The sequence below is a fragment of the Paraburkholderia phytofirmans OLGA172 genome (genome assembly GCF_001634365.1).
Taxonomy (GTDB): Bacteria; Pseudomonadota; Gammaproteobacteria; order Burkholderiales; family Burkholderiaceae; genus Paraburkholderia.
Genome location: NZ_CP014578.1, coordinates 4,180,753 through 4,198,267 on the forward strand (window position 1 = coordinate 4,180,753; position 17,515 = coordinate 4,198,267).

At 62.5% G+C, this 17,515-nt stretch carries 16 protein-coding genes; 11 read left to right on the top strand and 5 right to left on the bottom strand.

The genetic code is table 11. The features are described from left to right. Window positions 1-18: 18 nt before the first annotated feature. The 3 genes from AYM40_RS18365 (at window position 19) to AYM40_RS18375 (ending at window position 4,381) form a co-directional block, all read left to right on the top strand. Window positions 19-1,107 carry a sn-glycerol-3-phosphate import ATP-binding protein UgpC gene (locus AYM40_RS18365; protein ID WP_063497463.1) on the top strand — a complete coding sequence of 363 codons (1,089 nt, stop codon included), beginning with the start codon at window positions 19-21 and terminating at the stop codon, window positions 1,105-1,107. Between the two features lie 215 nt (window positions 1,108-1,322). Continuing rightward, entirely contained in the window at window positions 1,323-2,987 is a 1,665-nt protein-coding gene (ettA, locus tag AYM40_RS18370) for an energy-dependent translational throttle protein EttA (protein ID WP_063497464.1), read from the top strand. 272 nt (window positions 2,988-3,259) lie between these two features. Beyond that, window positions 3,260-4,381 carry a DUF748 domain-containing protein gene (locus AYM40_RS18375; RefSeq protein WP_063497465.1) on the top strand — a complete coding sequence of 374 codons (1,122 nt, stop codon included), beginning with the start codon at window positions 3,260-3,262 and terminating at the stop codon, window positions 4,379-4,381. A 31-nt stretch (window positions 4,382-4,412) separates the two neighbouring features. On the opposite strand, the gene AYM40_RS18380 is transcribed toward AYM40_RS18375, so the two are convergent. The 3 genes from AYM40_RS18380 to AYM40_RS18390 are packed head-to-tail and all read right to left on the bottom strand — an operon-like array spanning window position 4,413 to window position 7,158. Beyond that, window positions 4,413-5,036 carry an HAD family hydrolase gene (locus tag AYM40_RS18380; protein ID WP_063497466.1) on the bottom strand — a complete coding sequence of 208 codons (624 nt, stop codon included), beginning with the start codon at window positions 5,034-5,036 and terminating at the stop codon, window positions 4,413-4,415. Between the two features lie 33 nt (window positions 5,037-5,069). Continuing rightward, window positions 5,070-6,884, bottom strand: a complete 1,815-nt coding sequence (locus AYM40_RS18385; protein ID WP_063497467.1) for an aminopeptidase P family protein — start codon at window positions 6,882-6,884, stop codon at window positions 5,070-5,072. A 19-nt stretch (window positions 6,885-6,903) separates the two neighbouring features. After that, window positions 6,904-7,158 (bottom strand): hypothetical protein, encoded by a 255-nt coding sequence (locus AYM40_RS18390; RefSeq protein ID WP_063497468.1) that lies wholly within the window; start codon window positions 7,156-7,158, stop codon window positions 6,904-6,906. A 204-nt stretch (window positions 7,159-7,362) separates the two neighbouring features. Here AYM40_RS18390 and AYM40_RS18395 point away from each other — a divergent pair, with 204 nt between their 5' ends. The 7 genes from AYM40_RS18395 (at window position 7,363) to AYM40_RS18425 (ending at window position 13,451) form a co-directional block, all read left to right on the top strand. After that, a complete protein-coding gene (locus AYM40_RS18395; protein ID WP_063497469.1) occupies window positions 7,363-8,097 on the top strand; it encodes a response regulator transcription factor in 735 nt (244 codons plus the stop codon). A gap of 37 nt (window positions 8,098-8,134) precedes the next feature. Continuing rightward, on the top strand, window positions 8,135-9,421 hold the full coding sequence (gene hemA, locus AYM40_RS18400) for a glutamyl-tRNA reductase (RefSeq protein ID WP_063497470.1): 1,287 nt from the start codon (window positions 8,135-8,137) through the stop codon (window positions 9,419-9,421). A gap of 127 nt (window positions 9,422-9,548) precedes the next feature. Continuing rightward, window positions 9,549-10,631, top strand: a complete 1,083-nt coding sequence (gene prfA / locus AYM40_RS18405) for a peptide chain release factor 1 (protein ID WP_063497471.1) — start codon at window positions 9,549-9,551, stop codon at window positions 10,629-10,631. 6 nt (window positions 10,632-10,637) lie between these two features. Next, window positions 10,638-11,480: a peptide chain release factor N(5)-glutamine methyltransferase gene (gene prmC / locus AYM40_RS18410; protein WP_063497472.1), complete on the top strand. Its 843-nt coding sequence runs from the start codon at window positions 10,638-10,640 to the stop codon at window positions 11,478-11,480. 114 nt (window positions 11,481-11,594) lie between these two features. Continuing rightward, the gene (gene grxD, locus AYM40_RS18415) at window positions 11,595-11,906 is read left to right on the top strand and encodes a Grx4 family monothiol glutaredoxin (protein ID WP_063497473.1); all 312 of its coding nucleotides are present in this window, start codon (window positions 11,595-11,597) and stop codon (window positions 11,904-11,906) included. A gap of 49 nt (window positions 11,907-11,955) precedes the next feature. Then, window positions 11,956-12,552 carry a UbiX family flavin prenyltransferase gene (locus tag AYM40_RS18420; RefSeq protein ID WP_063497474.1) on the top strand — a complete coding sequence of 199 codons (597 nt, stop codon included), beginning with the start codon at window positions 11,956-11,958 and terminating at the stop codon, window positions 12,550-12,552. 113 nt (window positions 12,553-12,665) lie between these two features. Continuing rightward, window positions 12,666-13,451 carry a DODA-type extradiol aromatic ring-opening family dioxygenase gene (locus AYM40_RS18425; RefSeq protein WP_063497475.1) on the top strand — a complete coding sequence of 262 codons (786 nt, stop codon included), beginning with the start codon at window positions 12,666-12,668 and terminating at the stop codon, window positions 13,449-13,451. A 211-nt stretch (window positions 13,452-13,662) separates the two neighbouring features. On the opposite strand, the gene AYM40_RS18430 is transcribed toward AYM40_RS18425, so the two are convergent. After that, a complete protein-coding gene (locus AYM40_RS18430; protein ID WP_063497476.1) occupies window positions 13,663-15,258 on the bottom strand; it encodes an APC family permease in 1,596 nt (531 codons plus the stop codon). Window positions 15,259-15,792: 534 nt separating this feature from the next. Between AYM40_RS18430 and AYM40_RS18435 the strand changes: the two genes are divergently transcribed. Further along, window positions 15,793-15,996, top strand: coding sequence for a cold-shock protein (locus tag AYM40_RS18435; protein WP_007180251.1), 204 nt, complete (start codon window positions 15,793-15,795; stop codon window positions 15,994-15,996). Window positions 15,997-16,118: 122 nt separating this feature from the next. Here AYM40_RS18435 and AYM40_RS18440 read toward each other — a convergent pair whose 3' ends face one another. After that, on the bottom strand, window positions 16,119-17,369 hold the full coding sequence (locus AYM40_RS18440) for an Hsp70 family protein (protein ID WP_063497477.1): 1,251 nt from the start codon (window positions 17,367-17,369) through the stop codon (window positions 16,119-16,121). Window positions 17,370-17,515: the final 146 nt, after the last annotated feature.

Here is a 17,515-nt window from a genome sequence, read left to right on the forward strand (position 1 = left end):
CGAAAAGGCTAAAACGGCATGGCTGCACTGACTCTGCAAAGCGTTAAAAAGACCTACGACGGCAAACAGTTCGTGTTGCACGGCATCGACGTGGAGGTCGCGGACGGCGAGTTCGTCGTAATGGTCGGCCCGTCGGGTTGCGGCAAATCGACCTTGTTGCGCATGGTGGCCGGGCTCGAAGGCATTTCCGACGGCACCGTCTCGATCGCCGGCAAAGTGGTCAATCAACTGGAGCCGAAGGATCGCAACATCGCGATGGTGTTCCAGAACTACGCGCTGTATCCGCACATGAGCGTCGCCGAGAACATGGGCTACGCGCTGAAGATCGCCGGCGTCGATCGTGCGCAGATTGCGAAGCGCGTGCAGGCTGCGGCGCAGATTCTGGAACTGGAAGCATTGCTCACACGCAAACCGCGCGAGTTGTCGGGCGGACAGCGGCAACGTGTCGCAATGGGCCGCGCAATCGTGCGCGAACCGGCGGTGTTTCTGTTCGATGAACCGCTGTCGAACCTCGATGCAAGGCTGCGCGTGCAGATGCGCCTCGAAATCCAGCGCCTGCACGCGCGGCTCGCCACCACCAGCCTGTACGTCACGCACGATCAGATCGAAGCGATGACGCTCGCGCAACGCGTGATCGTGATGAACAAGGGTCACGCCGAACAGATCGGCGCGCCGACGGAGGTCTACGAACGCCCGGCGACGGTGTTCGTCGCGAGCTTCATTGGCTCGCCGGGCATGAATCTGCTGGAAGGCCGGGTGTCGGATGACGGTTCAACATTCGAAGTGGCTGGCAACGGGCCGAAGCTGCCGCTGACAGGCGTGGCGGCAATTGGGCGCGAAGTGGCCAAAGGGCGCGAATGGACGCTTGGCATTCGTCCGGAGCATATGACACCGGGGCAAGCGGACGTTGCGCACGCCACTTTGACCGTCGATTCGTGCGAACTGCTCGGCGCGGACAACCTGGCGCACTGCCGCTGGGGCAAACACGACGTGACCGTGCGCCTGCCGCACACGCATCGGCCCGCAGCCGCCGAAACGCTGCAAGTCGCGCTGCCGGCGCAGCATCTGCATTTCTTCGATCCGTCGACAGGGCGGCGAGCAAACTGACGTCACCGCGCCCCCTCTGCCGCCTCACCCCCACCCCGAAGTACAATGCCACCTGATCCACCCGCCCGCGCGCGGGGCGTCGCGAAGTTCGACGCCGAGCTCGACGCCGCGCCGGCCGGCGCCGGGCGCACTGCCCGGCTACAACACCCATTACCCATCCACCCACGACCGCCCGCCCCCACGCGGCCGGCGTCGTCAACGTCTATTGCAAGCAAATGGCCCAATACGTCTTCACCATGAACCGGGTCGGCAAAATCGTGCCGCCCAAGCGTCAAATCCTGAAAGACATCTCGCTGTCATTCTTCCCCGGCGCGAAGATCGGCCTGCTCGGCCTGAACGGCTCGGGCAAGTCGACGCTGATCCGCATCATGGCTGGTGTGGACAAGGACATTGAAGGCGAAGCCACGCCGATGCCGAACCTGAACATCGGCTATCTGCCGCAGGAACCGAAGCTCGATCCGAGCAAGACGGTGCGTGAAGCGGTCGAAGAAGGTCTCGGCGACGTTTTCAACGCGCAGAAGAAACTGGACGAAATCTACGCGGCTTACGCGGAACCGGACGCCGACTTCGACGCACTCGCCGCCGAGCAGGCGAAGTACGAAGCGATTCTGGCCACCACCGACGGCAGCGCGGAACAGCAGATCGAAATCGCCGCGGACGCACTGCGTCTGCCGGCGTGGGATGCGAAGATCGAACACCTGTCGGGTGGCGAAAAGCGTCGCGTGGCACTGTGCAAGCTGCTGCTCGAAAAGCCCGACATGCTGCTGCTGGATGAACCGACCAACCACCTGGACGCGGAATCGGTCGACTGGCTCGAACAGTTCCTCACACGCTTCCCGGGCACGGTCGTCGCCGTCACCCACGATCGCTACTTCCTCGATAACGCCGCCGAGTGGATTCTCGAACTCGACCGCGGCCACGGCATTCCCTGGAAGGGCAACTACAGCAGCTGGCTCGACCAGAAGGAAGAGCGTCTGAAGCAGGAAGAGTCGTCGGAATCGGCGCGTCAGAAGGCGATCAAGAAGGAACTGGAGTGGGTGCGCCAGAACCCGAAGGGCCGTCAGGCGAAGTCGAAGGCGCGTATTGCCCGCTTCGAGGAACTGAACAGCCAGGACTATCAGAAGCGCAACGAAACGTCGGAAATCTTCATCCCGGTCGGCGACCGCCTGGGTAACGAAGTGATCGAGTTCAAGAACGTCACCAAGTCGTATGGCGACCGTTTGCTGCTCGACGACGTCAGCTTCAAGATTCCGGCGGGCGCAATCGTCGGGATCATCGGGCCGAACGGCGCCGGTAAGTCCACGCTGTTCCGCATGCTGACCGGCCGCGAACAACCCGATTCGGGCGAGATCGTGCAAGGCCCGACGGTCAAGCTCGCGTACGTGGACCAAAGCCGCGATGCACTCGACGGCTCGAAGACCGTGTTCGAAGAAATCTCCGGCGGAGCGGACGTGTTGACGGTCGGCAAGTACGAAACGCCTTCGCGGGCGTACATCGGCCGCTTCAACTTCAAGGGCGGCGATCAGCAAAAGACCGTCGGCAATCTGTCGGGCGGTGAGCGCGGCCGGCTGCATCTGGCGAAGACGCTGATCGCGGGCGGCAACGTGCTGCTGCTGGACGAACCGTCGAACGACCTGGACGTCGAAACGCTGCGCGCGCTGGAAGACGCGTTGCTCGAGTTCGCCGGCTCCGTCATGGTGATCTCGCACGATCGCTGGTTCCTCGACCGGATCGCGACGCACATCCTGGCGTTCGAAGGCGATTCGCAAATCACGTTCTTCGACGGCAACTACCAGGAATACGAAGCGGATAAGCGCGCACGCCTCGGTGAAGAAGCTGCGCGTCCGAAGCGCCTGCGTTACAAGCCAATCGCGCGATAAATCGCGAGCGCGGTGGCCCGCTCGTTGGCTGATGAGCGGGCTGTTTTGTTGGCCGCTGTGCCGGTCATTTTGCTCACCACAGCGCGCACCGGAAACGCCTGACGTGCACAGGGTGGGCGGTAAGGCACACACCTTGCGTCCCACGGACGTGATACACGTCGTCCCGGCCGGATGCACACGTTTCCGGCTTCAAATCAAGCGTCGGTCAAACCGGCGCATGCACGTGCCGATCAATGCCACGCCGCGCCCCGCGCGGCGACGAGGAGGCAAGCATGGCGATGTCGAAGGGCAAGCGCTGGGCTATTGCCATAGGTGGCGTGCTGCTGGTGCTGATCGTCGTCGCGGTCGGTGCGCTGCAGTTCGCGCAGCGCGAAGTCAAAGAGCGCGTGATCGCGGCGCTCGGTCCGTTAGGCAGCGCCGAAAGCATCGACGTCGGCCTCACCGCAGTCCATCTCACCAACGTTCTGCTCAAAGCGCCGGCCGGATGGCCCGCTGGCGATCCTTTGCGAGCCGATGAAATTACCATCACGCCCGATATCCGCGATTTGCTCGCGCGGCGCATGCATATTCGTAGCGTGGTGGTGCGCGGCTTCGACATCGCCGTGCTGCGCACCAAGGACGGCACGATCCACCTGGTGCCGAATCTGCGCGAGTCAGTGAACAAGTCCGACGAAGAAGCCGGCGGCGGCGCAGCGACCGCCCCCCGCGAAAAGCTGATCGACCACATCAGCTTCGAGCAAGGCAACTTCCATTTCTACGATATGTCCGTCGGGCCGCCGCCATTCAAGGTGACGGTGAGCCATGCCAACGCGACGGTCGATCACCTGCAACTGCCCGCGCTTACCGAACCGACCAACGTCGACGTCACCGGCTCGATCAAGGGACCGTCGCACACGGGCACGGTCTCGTTCGGTGGCTGGATCAAGATCGCCAGCAAGGATTCGCAGACCACCAGCAAGCTGCGCGGCATCGATGTCGTGATGCTCGATCCTTACCTGCTGAAGAAGGCCGGTGCGAAGGCGCAAGTGACAGGCGGCACGCTCGACCTGACCGTCGAATCGACGGTGCGCAACTATCGGTTACACGCGCCCGGCACGGTGACGATCCACCATCTGCAGCTCGCCGACAGCGACAATCCGCTGGACACCTTCATGTCGATTCCGACCAAGGCTGCCATCGCGGCGCTCAAGACGCACAACGGCGATATCACGCTCCATTTCGAGCTCGACGGAGACCTCCGCGACCCGAAGTTTTCAGTGCAGGAGGGGCTGATGAAGCGCCTCGGCGCAGGATTTGCAAATGCGCTAGGCGTGAGCGTCGAAGGCGTGGCAAAGGGCGCCGGGGAAACAGTGAAAGGCTTGGGTAACGCGTTGAAGAATCTGCTCGGGCAGTAGGAGTCGGCGCAAGACGCCGACTCCTCACCGCTTAAACCGGCAACCCCATTTCGCGCAATTTAGCTTCGGTTTGCGCGGCGCCCGTGTGATGCACGCCGTGCCAGCCAAGTGCCGTTGCGGCCTCGGCGTTTTTCAGATTGTCGTCGATGAAGACGAGTTCGCCTGGCTGGATGCCCGGCAGTTGCGCCTCGATGCGCTGACGCATGGCCGCGAAAATCGCCGGATCAGGCTTAACCAGCTTCACCCTGCCCGACACGACGATGTCGCGGAAGCGCCGCAGCACCGGGTAATGCTCCCACGCATAGGGAAACGTCTCTGCCGACCAGTTCGTCAGCCCAAACAGCGGCACATCGGCCGCCTCGAGCTTCTCCATGATTGCCACGCCCTCTTCCAGCACGCCGGCTACCATCTCGTGCCAGCGCTCGTAGAACGCGCGGATCAGCGGTTCGTGATCGGGAAACTTCGCGATCAACTCGTCTGTCGCCTCGACGATCGGCTGGCCGCAGTCCTGGCGGATCACCCAATCCATCGAACAGACGTGGGTGAGAAACCAGCGGCGCTCCGTTTCGTCAGGAATCAACTGACGATAGAGGTACTCGGGGCTCCAGTCGATCAGCACGCCGCCGAAATCGAACACGACTGCCTTGATGGCCATGCACGCTCCGTCAGTAAGGTCCTGGCGGCGAGATCAGACAGGTTGCGTACGCAGTTCCAGCCACGCCTTGGCCTCGCCCGAGACATGCGGCGAAAGGCGCACGCGCACCATCTCGTGATACGCGTTGAGCCATGCGCGCTCGTCATCACGCAGCAGCGGCAAGTCGAGGCAGCGCGTGTCGATCGGGCACAGCGTCAGCGTTTCGAACTTGAGGAAATCGCCGAACTCGGTTTTCTCCCCGGGCACGTTCAGCACCAGGTTCTCGATCCGCACGCCCCACTTGCCCGGCCGGTAAATGCCTGGCTCGACCGAGGTGATCATGCCTTCTTCCATCGCCGTCCATGGTTCGGCCGGCGCGTAGTGCGAAATCACCTGCGGGCCTTCGTGCACGTTCAGGAAATATCCCACTCCGTGACCGGTGCCATGACCGTAGTCGGCGCCGGCTTCCCAGATCGGCGCACGGGCGATCGCGTCGAGCATCGGCGAACGAATACCGCGCGGGAATGTTGCGCGCGACAGCGCCATGGTGCCTTTCAGCACGATCGTGAAATCGCGCCGCTGGGCCTCGCTGATGGTGCCGATCGGCACGACGCGGGTGATATCGGTCGTGCCGCTCAGATACTGCGCGCCCGAATCGATCAGCAACAGGCCATTGCCCTCGATCACCGAATGCGATTCCTCGGTCGCGCGGTAGTGCGGCATCGCGCCGTTCGCGTTGAAGCCGGCGATCGTGGCAAAGCTGAGCGACACGAAGCCCGGACGGCGCGCGCGGGCTGCCGTCAGGCGTTCGTCGATCGTCAGTTCGGTGATCGTTTCGCGGCCCAACGCACCTTCGAACCACGCGAAGAATTCGGCGAGCGCCGCGCCGTCCTGTTCCATCGTCTCGCGCACATGCTCCGCTTCTGCCCCGGTCTTGCGCGATTTGATAAACGTGGACGGATTGACCGCCTCGACCACGTTCACCGTGGACGGCACGGATTGGAGCGAACCATATGTAATGCGGCGCGGGTCGATCAGCAGCGTGCTGCCGGCCGGCAGCGCGGCCAGCGCATCGGCCGCCTTGGCGTACGGCTCGACGCTGATGCCGTCGCGCGCGAGCGCGTCGGCCAACGCTTGCGGCACCTTGCCGTCGGCGACGAAGAGCGACACGCTCTGCGGACCGATCAGCGCGTGCGCCACGAATACCGGGTTGTAGCTGACATCGGCGCCACGCAGATTCAAAAGCCATGCAAGATCGTCAAGCGTGGAAATGAAGTGCCACTGCGCGTCCTTCTCCGCCATTGCGCGGCGAATCTGCCCGAGCTTTTCCGAACGGGCGACGCTCGCGTGCGGCGCGGCATGCTCAAACACGGCGGCGGCGGGCAGCGACGGGCGCTGCGGCCAGATCGCGTCGAACAGATCGACGTCGGTGCGCAGCTTCACGCCGCGCGCGGTGAGCGCCTGGCTCAACGCACGCGCCGCCGACACACCGAGCACGGCGCCGTCCACACCGACCGTGGCGCCGGTCGCGACGTTCTGCGCAAGCCATTCGAAATGCGGCGCGGTCTGCTGACCGCCGGTCATCTTCATCAACTGAACACCGGTGCCGGCCAGTTGCGCGTTGGCTTGCTCCCAATAGCGGCTGTCGGTCCACACGCCGGCGAAATCGGCGGTCACGACCAGCGTGCCGGCCGAGCCGGTAAAGCCCGACAACCACTGTCGGCCTTGCCAGCGCCCAGGTAGATATTCGGAAAGATGCGGATCTGCGGACGGCACCAGATAGGCGGCTACGCCTTCACGCGCCATCGCATTGCGCAATGTCGCGAGCCGTTCGGGGATAGAGGAGGTTTCGGGGAGTCGGGCATTCATCGGAGTCACCTGCAAAAATTCATCGACGGGAAAGCAAGCCGACCGTCACGGCAACGGCGACCAGCGCGACGGCGGTACATACCGGCCATTCGAACGTATCGCCATCATGAAAGAGACCAACCACATTGCCGGCCATGCGCGCGACACCCGCGCCCAGCACGCCGGCCAGTAACGCTACCCACCATCGGGCGCGGCTCGAACGGCGCAGCGGATGCAGCAACCAGCCCGCGAGACCGATCCCCGCGCCCAGCACCAGGATTCCAGGCCACCCCATCAGCGGCAGGCCTCGCGCAGTTTCAGATTCGTCTCATGGGCGCAAGAGGCCGGGACAGCTAGCATTTTTGTCTCATTAACTATAGAGGTTCAGCACGGCGCTTTCCGCATAGCGGTTGAGTTTAGGGGTCGGGGTGATGTTAGGCAAGCTGTAAGCCTTACGGAGAAGCCTGGCCCGAGGTAATTGCCAAGCTGAAAGCGTGCCATGCGAATCGCCCTTATCGAGCCGGACCTTCGGCACGCCACCTTGGTCGGCCGGCTGATCTTTGCCGGTGGCCATGTGTGCCAGCACTTCTCCGCGAGCGCACCGTTCCTGCGTCGCGCCGCCGACGAATTCTTCGATCTTCTCATCACAGAAAGCTGGGCGGGCGACCATTCCGCCGAAGACGTGATCCCGCGCGCCCGCTCCATCCTGCCGGGCTTGCCGGTGATTGTGCTGCTCTCGGAGCCACGCGAGAGCCAGATCGTTGCCGCGCTGCACGCCGGCGCCGACGACTGCCTCACCAAACCGGTCCGCGGTCCGGAAATGCTGGCCCGGGTAGACGCGCTGCTGCGGCGTGCGGGCCTGCGTCGACTACCCAACCGGCGACGCGACACGATCGGCGGCTATGCGTTCGACGCAGCGCAGTTTGCTGTCACATTCCGTAATCACACCGTCGCCCTGACGCCGAAGGAGTTCCGCTTTGCGCTGCTGCTATTTACCAATCTGTCGCGGCCGGTGTCACGCGCGCATATTCTCGAAACCGTCTGGACACGCCGCCGTGACGTAAGGTCGCGCACTGTCGACACCCATGCATCGCGCGTGCGGACCAAATTGCAACTGCGCCCGGAGCACGGTTATTGCCTGACACCGCTTTACGGCTACGGCTATCAACTCGACGCGGTCCCGCCGGAAGCCGTTGTGGAGGCCGATGACGCGCGCAGAATGAAAGAATCGTGAAAACGCTATAATATTGGGCTAAACCATAGCTCCCCATATGCAGCTTCTAACGATCGGAATCAATCACCACACTGCGCCTGTCGCCTTGCGCGAACGCGTGGCGTTTCCGCTCGAACAGATCAAGCCTGCACTGGACACCTTCAAGAGCGTCTGGCTTGGCCGCACCGCCCGCACGGCGCCGGAAGCGGCGATTCTGTCCACCTGCAATCGCACCGAACTCTACTGCGCGACCGACGACCAGGCCGCGCGAGAAGCCGCGATCGAGTGGTTCTCGAAGTACCACAACCTGCCCGTCAACGAACTTGCGCCGCATGTCTATGCGCTGCCGCAGTCGGAAGCCGTGCGCCACGCGTTCCGCGTCGCATCGGGACTCGATTCGATGGTGCTGGGCGAGACGCAAATCGTCGGACAAATGAAGGATGCGGTACGCACGGCGTCTGAAGCCGGTGCGCTCGGCACCTATCTGAACCAGCTGTTCCAGCGCACCTTCGCCGTTGCGAAGGAAGTGCGCAGCACGACTGAAATCGGCGCGCAGTCGGTTTCCATGGCGGCGGCCGCCGTGCGGCTCGCGCAGCGGATTTTCGACAAGGTGTCGAACCAGCGCGTGCTGTTCATCGGTGCGGGCGAAATGATCGAGTTGTGCGCTACGCACTTCGCCGCGCAGCAGCCACGTGAACTCGTCGTCGCCAATCGCACCGCCGAGCGCGGCACCCGCCTCGCCGAACGCTTCAACGGCCGGGCCATTCCGCTCTCGGAACTGCCCGCGCGCATGCACGAGTTCGACATCATCGTGTCGTGTACCGCTTCCACCCTGCCGATCATCGGTCTGGGCGCGGTCGAGCGGGCCGTGAAAGCGCGCCGTCACCGGCCGATTTTCATGGTCGATCTGGCCGTGCCGCGCGACATCGAACCCGAAGTCGGACAGCTCGAAGACGTGTTCCTGTACACCGTAGACGACCTCGGCGCGCTCGTGCGCGAAGGCAATGCGTCGCGGCAAGCCGCGGTCGCCCAAGCTGAAGCGATTATCGAGACGCGCGTGCAGAATTTCATGCATTGGCTCGACGCGCGCAGCATCGTGCCGGTGATCCGCCACATGCATACGCAGGCCGACGTGCTGCGTCGCGCCGAAGTCGAACGCGCGCAGAAAATGCTCGCGCGCGGCGACGACCCGGCAGCGGTACTCGAAGCGCTGTCGCAATCGCTCACCAATAAATTGATCCACGGGCCGACGCACGCGCTCAATCGCGCGAGCAGCGACAACCGTGACACGCTCATTGAACTGATGAGCGGCTTCTACAAACACTCCGGTTCTTCGGAGCGTTAGCGGCGCAGCCCCCGCCGCGCGGTTCGCGTGCGTCACCGGAAGGTGGCCCGCGACATGCTTCTGACCAGGGCATCTGCCCACTCCCCTAGTTGCCGTCCTTGCCGGAGTCCGCTCCGAAACCCGTCCGATGAAAACGAGCATGCAACGCAAGCTCGACCAGCTCACTACCCGGCTGGCCGAACTGAACGACCTGTTGAGCCGCGAGGACGTCACCTCGAATCTCGACCAATACCGCAAGCTCACGCGTGAACACGCCGAGCTGGGACCGGTCGTCGAGCATTACGCGCTATGGCGCCAGGCGATGAACGACGCGGCGACCGCGCAGGAACTGCTGGCGGACGCATCGATGCGCGACTTCGCGGAAGACGAAATTCGCACGTCGCGCGAGCGGATGGAAAAACTCGGCGCGGAATTGCAGAAAATGCTGCTGCCGAAAGACCCCAACGACGACCGCAACATCTTCCTCGAAATCCGTGCCGGCACGGGCGGCGACGAATCCGCGCTGTTCGCCGGCGATTTGCTGCGCATGTACCTGCGCTTTGCCGAGCGCAATCGCTGGCAAGCGGAGATGATGTCGGCCAGCGAATCGGACCTCGGCGGCTATAAGGAAGTGATCGTGCGGATCGCCGGCGAAGCGGCCTATTCCAAGCTCAAGTTCGAATCGGGCGGCCACCGCGTGCAACGCGTGCCGGCCACCGAAACGCAGGGCCGCATTCACACGTCGGCGTGCACGGTCGCGGTGATGCCGGAAGCGGACGAAATCGGCGAAGTCGAAATCAATCCAGCCGATCTGCGCATCGACACGTTCCGTGCGTCGGGCGCGGGCGGCCAGCACATCAACAAGACGGATTCGGCCGTGCGCGTCACGCACTTGCCGACGGGCATCGTCGTCGAATGTCAGGACGACCGGTCGCAGCACAAGAACAAGGATCGCGCGCTGAAGGTGTTGGCCGCGCGCATCAAGGACAAGCAGTCGCACGAGCAGCAGGCGAAAGAAGCCGCAACGCGCAAGAGCCTGATCGGCTCGGGCGATCGCTCGGAGCGGATTCGCACCTACAACTTCCCACAGGGGCGTCTGACGGATCATCGGATCAATCTGACGCTGTATCGCCTCGACGCAATCATGGACGGCGATCTCGACGAGTTGATCGCAGCCTTGGTCAGCGAGCATCAGGCCGAGTTGCTGGCCTCGCTGGGCGACGCGGACTAAGCACGGATGGATCCGGTCACGCCCGCCGCGCTGTTGCGCGCCTCGCCACTGCCGCCGCTCGAAGCGCGAATTCTGCTCACGCATGTGCTCGGCTGGCGGCATACGCAATTGATTACGCGCAGCGAAGAAGCGCTCAACGGCGCGGTCGTCGAGCGATACCGGACCCTGGAAGTGCGGCGTGTCGCCGGTGAGCCGGTGGCGCAACTGGTCGGCGCGCGCGAATTTTTCGGGCTCGATTTCGAAGTGACGCCGGATGTGCTGATTCCACGTCCGGAAACCGAATTGCTGGTCGAAACGGCGTTGGCGGCGATGGAAGACATCTCGCGGCCACGCGTGCTCGATCTGGGCACCGGCACCGGCGCGATTGCCATGGCGATTGCGTCGATGCGGCCCGACGCGCAGGTTTGGGCACTGGACCGTTCCGCCGAAGCGCTGGCGGTGGCCACACGCAACGCCGCACATCTGCTGGATACCCAACGCCCCGGCGGCGCCGTGGTATTGCAGCAAAGCGACTGGTACGGCTCGCTCGACGCAGCGTTGCGCTTTAACGTAATCGTCAGCAATCCGCCCTATATCGCGAGCGGCGATCCGCATCTGTCGGAAGGCGATCTGCGCTTCGAGCCGCGCGGCGCGCTCACCGACGAAGCCGACGGTCTCAGCGCGATCCGCAAGATTGTCGCGGGCGCGCCCGCACGTTTGACCGCCAACGGCGTATTGTGGATCGAACACGGATACGATCAGGCGGAAGCCGTGCGCGACCTGCTGACGTCGCAAGGTTTTGCACACGTCCGCTCGGAGCAGGATCTTGCCGGTATTGAGCGAATCAGCGGCGGGCAGTTACCCGGCTGACCTCGATGGATGGCCTTAATCGCCGGGGTGGCAAAGCGGCTCTCGGCCGATCTTACCGAAATCCGCTATCATTTCAGCCTATTCCCTACACATAACGGAACCGCAAGGTCAGTCATGGATACGCAACAACGCATCAAGCAAATCGTCGACGAAAACAATGTCGTGCTCTTCATGAAGGGCACCGCCCAGTTCCCGATGTGCGGCTTTTCCGGCCGCGCCATCCAGATTCTGAAGGCGTGCGGCGTCGGCGAAATCAAAACCGTCAACGTGCTCGAAGACGACGAAGTCCGCCAGGGCATCAAGCATTTCTCGAACTGGCCGACCATTCCGCAGCTCTACGTGAAGGGCGAATTCGTCGGCGGCTCGGACATCATGATGGAAATGTACGAATCGGGCGAACTGCAGCAACTGTTCGCAGCGGCCTGAACGTCCGCCGTCCGAACGTTTGTTGTCCTCCGATAAGACGCCGCGAGCCATGGAAACACGTGCTGCGGCGCCACGCCGGCTGATCGTCGCGATCACCGGCGCGACCGGCGCCATCTACGGCATCCGGTTGCTCGAGACGTTGCGCAGGCTCGGCGGCGTCGAGAGCCATCTGCTGATTTCGAGCGCGGGCTGGCTCAATATCCAGCATGAACTCCGGTTGAGCAAAGAAGACGTGCATCCGCTCGCGGATGTCGTCCATTCGGTCCGCGACGTCGGCGCGAGCATCGCGTCCGGCTCGTTTGCCACCGACGGCATGGTGGTCGCCCCCTGCTCGATGAAGACGCTGGCAAGCGTCGCACACGGTTTTTCCGACAACCTGATCACCCGCGCCGCCGACGTCACGCTCAAGGAGCGTCGCCGGCTCGTGCTCCTCGTGCGCGAAACGCCGTTCAATCTCGCGCACCTGCGCAACATGACGGCCGTCACCGAAATGGGCGGCGTGATCTTTCCGCCCTTGCCTGCTTTCTATAACCAGCCGGCGACGATCGACGAAATGGTCGATCACACGGTGGCGCGCGTGTTAGATCTATTCGCGTTGGGACCCGCCATGTCGCCGGCATGGCCAGGATTGCGCGAGAGTGATTAACAACAACTGCGACACAATCAATTCCGTTTTTACCCGTTTATCAAACGTCGGTATGGACCTATATTGATAGCAACCCCACTTCCGCGCCGCGTTCCCGCGGCGGCGTTGCTGCCATGAATCGCTTACCGTCGCTTTTCCTCTCCCACGGCGCGCCTACGCTGCCGATCGACCCTGCCCTGCCGTCCACCGAATTCGGCTCGCTATCGGCGCAATTGCCGCGCGCTGAAGCCGTGCTGATGCTGTCGGCACATTGGGGCACGGCGCAGCCTGTGGCGAGCACGTCCACGGCGCCGGAAACCATCCACGATTTCTATGGGTTCCCGCGTCAGTTGTATGAAATTCAATATCCGGCTCCGGGCGCGCCCGACGTGGCGCGCCGTGCCGCTGTGCTGCTCGGTGAACACGGCATCCTCACCACCACCCAGCCGCATGGGCTCGACCACGGTGCGTGGGTGCCGATGCTGCTGATGTTCCCGGAAGCCGACCTGCCGGTCGCACAGTTGTCGATCCAGCCGCACATGGACGCCGCCCATCACTTCCGTGTGGGTCGCGCGTTGCGCTCGCTGAAAGACGATGGCGTGATGGTGATCGGCTCGGGTCAGATCACGCACAACCTGCGCGCTGCGGATTTTTCCGCGCGCCCCGAAGACGCCGATCCGCGCGTGGCCGAATTCACCGACTGGTTCGAGGCCAGGCTCGCCGCGCATGACATTGACGCGTTGCTCGACTACCGCCGTCAGGCGCCGCATGCGGTGCTGATGCATCCGACCGACGAACACCTGCTCCCCGTATTCGCGGCGCTAGGTGCGGCGGACGATGATTATTCGCTGGCGATCCAGTCGCTCGGAACCTATCAGCGCTCGCTCGCCATGACGAATTACGTGTTCGGCACTGCCTGACTCAACGCCAACCCAACGCCAACCGCAGCGTCGGACCACGATCGAGGCGCAGTAAACAAAGCCGCCTGAGAAATGAACTGCACCCCAAAAGTTGGACACTCGCCCAACGATTTGGGGTGCAGCTCACAACTCAGGCAGGCTTTTTTCGTGCTTTGCCGGACAATGTCGATCCGACTGTCCGACGACCCGGCGCGAGACTCAGCGCAGCAACTTAATGTGCGCCCATGCCCTCGAGCACTTCGTCGTGCGTCTGACGCTCTTCCAGGTATTCCGAGCGATAGCCGCTATTCACGCCCCAGTAGTAGAACACCAGCGAAAACGCGATCACCACCAGCATGTCCCAGCCATACGGCAGAATGCCGCGGCCGCCGAATTCCTTGCTACCGATCAGCGACAGGATCGCCATCACCGGCAGGTAGGCCACGAGCCACCATGCAGCCTTCAGGTCACGTCCCCAGCCGCCGAAACCCGACTTCGCCTGGAAGTAGAAGTAGACCGGCAGCGCGACGACCATCAATAGAATGATTTCGCCCGTCAGCGGCCACTTCGCCCAGTACAGGATCAGCGACGCGCACACGAAAGCGAACGGCGCAATGATCTTCATGCCAACAATGTGCAGCGGGCGCTCCAGATCGGTCGCCGCGCGGCGCAGCGCCATCAGGCTGATCGGGCCAGTCAGGTACGAGATCACGGTCGCGACCGAGATCACCGCCGCCAACGAGCTCCAGCCGCGGAAGAAGAACAGGAAAATGAACGACACCAGCAGGTTGAACCACATTGCCTGACGCGGCACGCCGTAGAACGGGTGCACGTTGCCGAACATCTTCGGCATCGTGTTGTTGCGCTCCATTGCGTAGATCATGCGGGTAGTGGTCGCCATGTAGGTCGTGCCCGTGCCGCTCGGGCTGACGAATGCGTCGACGTACAGCAGGATCGCCAGCCAGTTCAGGTTCAGCGCGATCGCCAGTTCAGCGAACGGCGAGGCGAAGTTGAAGTGGCTCCAGCCCTTCATCACGTCGCTCGGGTTCACCGCGCCGATATACGCGATCTGCAGCAGCACGTAGATCACCAGCGCCAGCAGGATCGAGCCGATCACCGCGAACGGCACGCTCTTCGCCGGATTGCGCGCTTCACCGGCGAGGTTGATCGGGCTCTGGAAACCGTTGAACGCAAACACGATACCGCTCGTCGACACCGCCGTCAGCACCGCCGACCAGCCGTACGGCGCAAAGGTGCTCGCTTCGCCGAAGTTTTCCTTGTGGAAGCCCGTCAGCATCAAGCCGAGGATTGTCGCAGCCGGAATCAGGAACTTGAAGACCGTAATCGCCGAATTGGCGCGCGCGAACAGCTTCACGCCCCAGTAGTTCAGCAGGAAGTAAATGATCACGAGGGCTGCGGACAGCAACAGCCCATTGGTCGTTAATGACCCATCCACGAATAACGCATGCGCCCATGGATACGGCCAGGTGCTCATATATTGAATGGATGCTTCAGCCTCGATTGGAATCACCGAGACAATGGCGATCCAGTTGGCCCATGCACTGATGAACCCAACCAGCGCGCCGTGCGAATAGCGCGCGTAACGCACCATGCCGCCAGACTCCGGGAACATCGCGCCGAGTTCTGCGTAGGTCAAGGCAATCGCGAGAATCACAACCGCGCCGATGATCCATGCACAAATGGCAGCCGGCCCGGCAATTTTTGCAGCCTTCCACGCGCCGAACAGCCAGCCCGATCCGATGATCGAACCCAAGCCGGTCAGCAACAGCGCGACCGGTCCAATGTTCCGTTGTATAGAACTTTTCACATCTTCTCCTGTGTCGACCAGCGTTAGCGCTTTAGCACTTACTCTGGTCCCATACACCGTATGACGACCGGAGCCGGTGCTTTAGCACTGACTCCGATCCCATGCAGATTGCATCATAACCACGTCGGCACCACGTGACATCGCTTGTGGCGCTGGAGACGGGGTGACGCGCATGCATACGCGACGACTCATTCCAATGAGGTGCAACCGACGCGCGGCGCGTAGTTTAACGGTTGCACCCTCACGCTGCAGCGAAACCAAGGGTTCTCCCTGGCAAAATTTTCGGGCGAATAGCAAGCTTTGTAAGCAATTTTTACACCAATCCATCAAAACATTGTAAAAATGGGATAAGAGTGTTGACCTTCGCCCGAAATCGCCGTATAACGTTCGGGCAGGATTTCAAGCGGCGAGTGAATTGGTCTTTCGTAGTTCGCCCATCAACGGTACTCCGGTTGGTCCCATTACCCCCTTCCTTGATTTTCATGCGCACCCATTGGGCTTCGGCCTTATTTACCATCTTTAGGAACAAGTAATATGGAAACCGGTACCGTCAAGTGGTTCAATGACGCAAAGGGCTTTGGCTTCATCACGCCGGACGGCGGCGGCGAAGATCTGTTCGCGCATTTCTCGGAAATCCGCACGGAAGGCTTCAAGACGCTGCAAGAAAACCAAAAGGTTACGTTTGAAGTGAAGACGGGCCCGAAGGGCAAGCAAGCTGCTAACATCAAGCCGGTGTAAGCAAGCACGCTTCCTTCTGGACGCAAAAAACCCCGCCTCGGCGGGGTTTTTTTATATCCGTCGCAACTGAATGGCATCTACATGCGGCGATTATCTTCGCTGTATGCGATTGGTTAGTCTGGTTATCCGAACAGACGGCGCGCGTGAATACCGAGACCTGTCGCGACACTGGCGAGACGGTCTCCGAATACCGCTTTGGCACCCGGAAATGCCGCTGCCAACGCATCTGATAGAAACGCCAATCCGGTCGAGCCACCCGTGAAGTAAATCGCCTCGACGTCGCGCGGGGCTACGCCGGCCGCCTGCACCGTGTCGCGCGCCGCCTGCACGATGCGCTGCGTCTCGTCCTGGCCGGCCTTGATCAGCTGCGCTTCGTCGAATGCGAGGCGCAGGTCGTCTTCTACCTCGTCGAGGTCGATCAGGGTCTCGCCGCCTGCCGCCACGCCGATCTTCGCCTCTTCCGCATGAGCAGCCAATGCATGGCCCAAGCGGCGTTCCACGACGCGCATCAGGCGGTCGTGATGTTTGACCTGGGTAAAGAGATGCCGCATGAGCGCGAGTTCGCTGACGCGCTTCGGGGCGTAGACGGTGTTGATCAGGTGCCAGGTCGCGAGATCAAAATAGATGCGGTTCGGAATCTCGCGGCCTTCAGGGTCGAGCGTCTGATAGCCGAGTTCGCGCAGGATCGTCACCAGTTCGACGCGGCGGTCGAAATCCGTACCCGCGACGTGCACACCGTGGTGGGCCAGCACGTCGTCTTTACGCTCGACGCGCGTCATCCGCTCCGGTCCCACCCGCACCAGCGAGAAGTCCGACGTACCGCCGCCGATGTCGGCCACCAGCACGAGTCCCTCTTCGGTAAGATGCGATTCGTAGTCGAACGCGGCCGCGATCGGCTCATACTGAAAGTGAATTTCCCGCAACCCGACTGAGCGCGCCGCCGCTTCGAGCTGCTGCTGCGCCATCTGGTCCGCGCGCGGATCGTCGTCGACGAAGAACACCGGGCGGCCCAGCACGGCGCGGCTGATCGGACCGCCGGCGCTCTTCTCGGCCGAGCGCTTTAAATGGTCGACGAAAATCGCAATGATGTCCGTGTACTTGATCGCCGAGCCGTCGCCCAGATCGGTCGAATTCTCGGCGAGCGGCGAGCCGAGAATACTTTTCATCGAACGCATCAGACGGCCGTCGAAACCGTCGATGTACGCCGCCAACGCCGCGCGCCCGAACTCGCGGGTGTTCTCGTCGGTGTTGAAAAAGACGGCGGTCGGCAGCGTCGTATAGGCGCCCTCGACCGGCGCAAGCCTAAGCGCAGCGCCGTCAGGGACGGCCACGGCCGAATTGGAAGTACCGAAGTCAATCGCGCAATAGTTCATGGCAGGAATCGCCGCTCACGGCTGGCGCGGACAGAAAGGGGAGCGGCTTTGTATCACGAAAGCCCAATCAGCATCAACTGACGCTTTCAGGACGCCCGCAACACTGTCCAAATCCCGCCCGGCGGAACAAAAATTGCTGAATTCGA

What these genes read in the sequence shown, in the direction of transcription:
- AYM40_RS18365 (WP_063497463.1), top strand. Translation starts at nt 19, where the DNA reads ATGGCTGCACTGACTCTGCAAAGCGTTAAAAAGACCTACGACGGCAAA.
- ettA (WP_063497464.1), top strand. Translation starts at nt 1,323, where the DNA reads ATGGCCCAATACGTCTTCACCATGAACCGGGTCGGCAAAATCGTGCCG.
- AYM40_RS18375 (WP_063497465.1), top strand. Translation starts at nt 3,260, where the DNA reads ATGGCGATGTCGAAGGGCAAGCGCTGGGCTATTGCCATAGGTGGCGTG.
- AYM40_RS18380 (WP_063497466.1), bottom strand. Translation starts at nt 5,036, where the DNA reads ATGGCCATCAAGGCAGTCGTGTTCGATTTCGGCGGCGTGCTGATCGAC.
- AYM40_RS18385 (WP_063497467.1), bottom strand. Translation starts at nt 6,884, where the DNA reads ATGAATGCCCGACTCCCCGAAACCTCCTCTATCCCCGAACGGCTCGCG.
- AYM40_RS18390 (WP_063497468.1), bottom strand. Translation starts at nt 7,158, where the DNA reads ATGGGGTGGCCTGGAATCCTGGTGCTGGGCGCGGGGATCGGTCTCGCG.
- AYM40_RS18395 (WP_063497469.1), top strand. Translation starts at nt 7,363, where the DNA reads ATGCGAATCGCCCTTATCGAGCCGGACCTTCGGCACGCCACCTTGGTC.
- hemA (WP_063497470.1), top strand. Translation starts at nt 8,135, where the DNA reads ATGCAGCTTCTAACGATCGGAATCAATCACCACACTGCGCCTGTCGCC.
- prfA (WP_063497471.1), top strand. Translation starts at nt 9,549, where the DNA reads ATGAAAACGAGCATGCAACGCAAGCTCGACCAGCTCACTACCCGGCTG.
- prmC (WP_063497472.1), top strand. Translation starts at nt 10,638, where the DNA reads ATGGATCCGGTCACGCCCGCCGCGCTGTTGCGCGCCTCGCCACTGCCG.
- grxD (WP_063497473.1), top strand. Translation starts at nt 11,595, where the DNA reads ATGGATACGCAACAACGCATCAAGCAAATCGTCGACGAAAACAATGTC.
- AYM40_RS18420 (WP_063497474.1), top strand. Translation starts at nt 11,956, where the DNA reads ATGGAAACACGTGCTGCGGCGCCACGCCGGCTGATCGTCGCGATCACC.
- AYM40_RS18425 (WP_063497475.1), top strand. Translation starts at nt 12,666, where the DNA reads ATGAATCGCTTACCGTCGCTTTTCCTCTCCCACGGCGCGCCTACGCTG.
- AYM40_RS18435 (WP_007180251.1), top strand. Translation starts at nt 15,793, where the DNA reads ATGGAAACCGGTACCGTCAAGTGGTTCAATGACGCAAAGGGCTTTGGC.
- AYM40_RS18440 (WP_063497477.1), bottom strand. Translation starts at nt 17,369, where the DNA reads ATGAACTATTGCGCGATTGACTTCGGTACTTCCAATTCGGCCGTGGCC.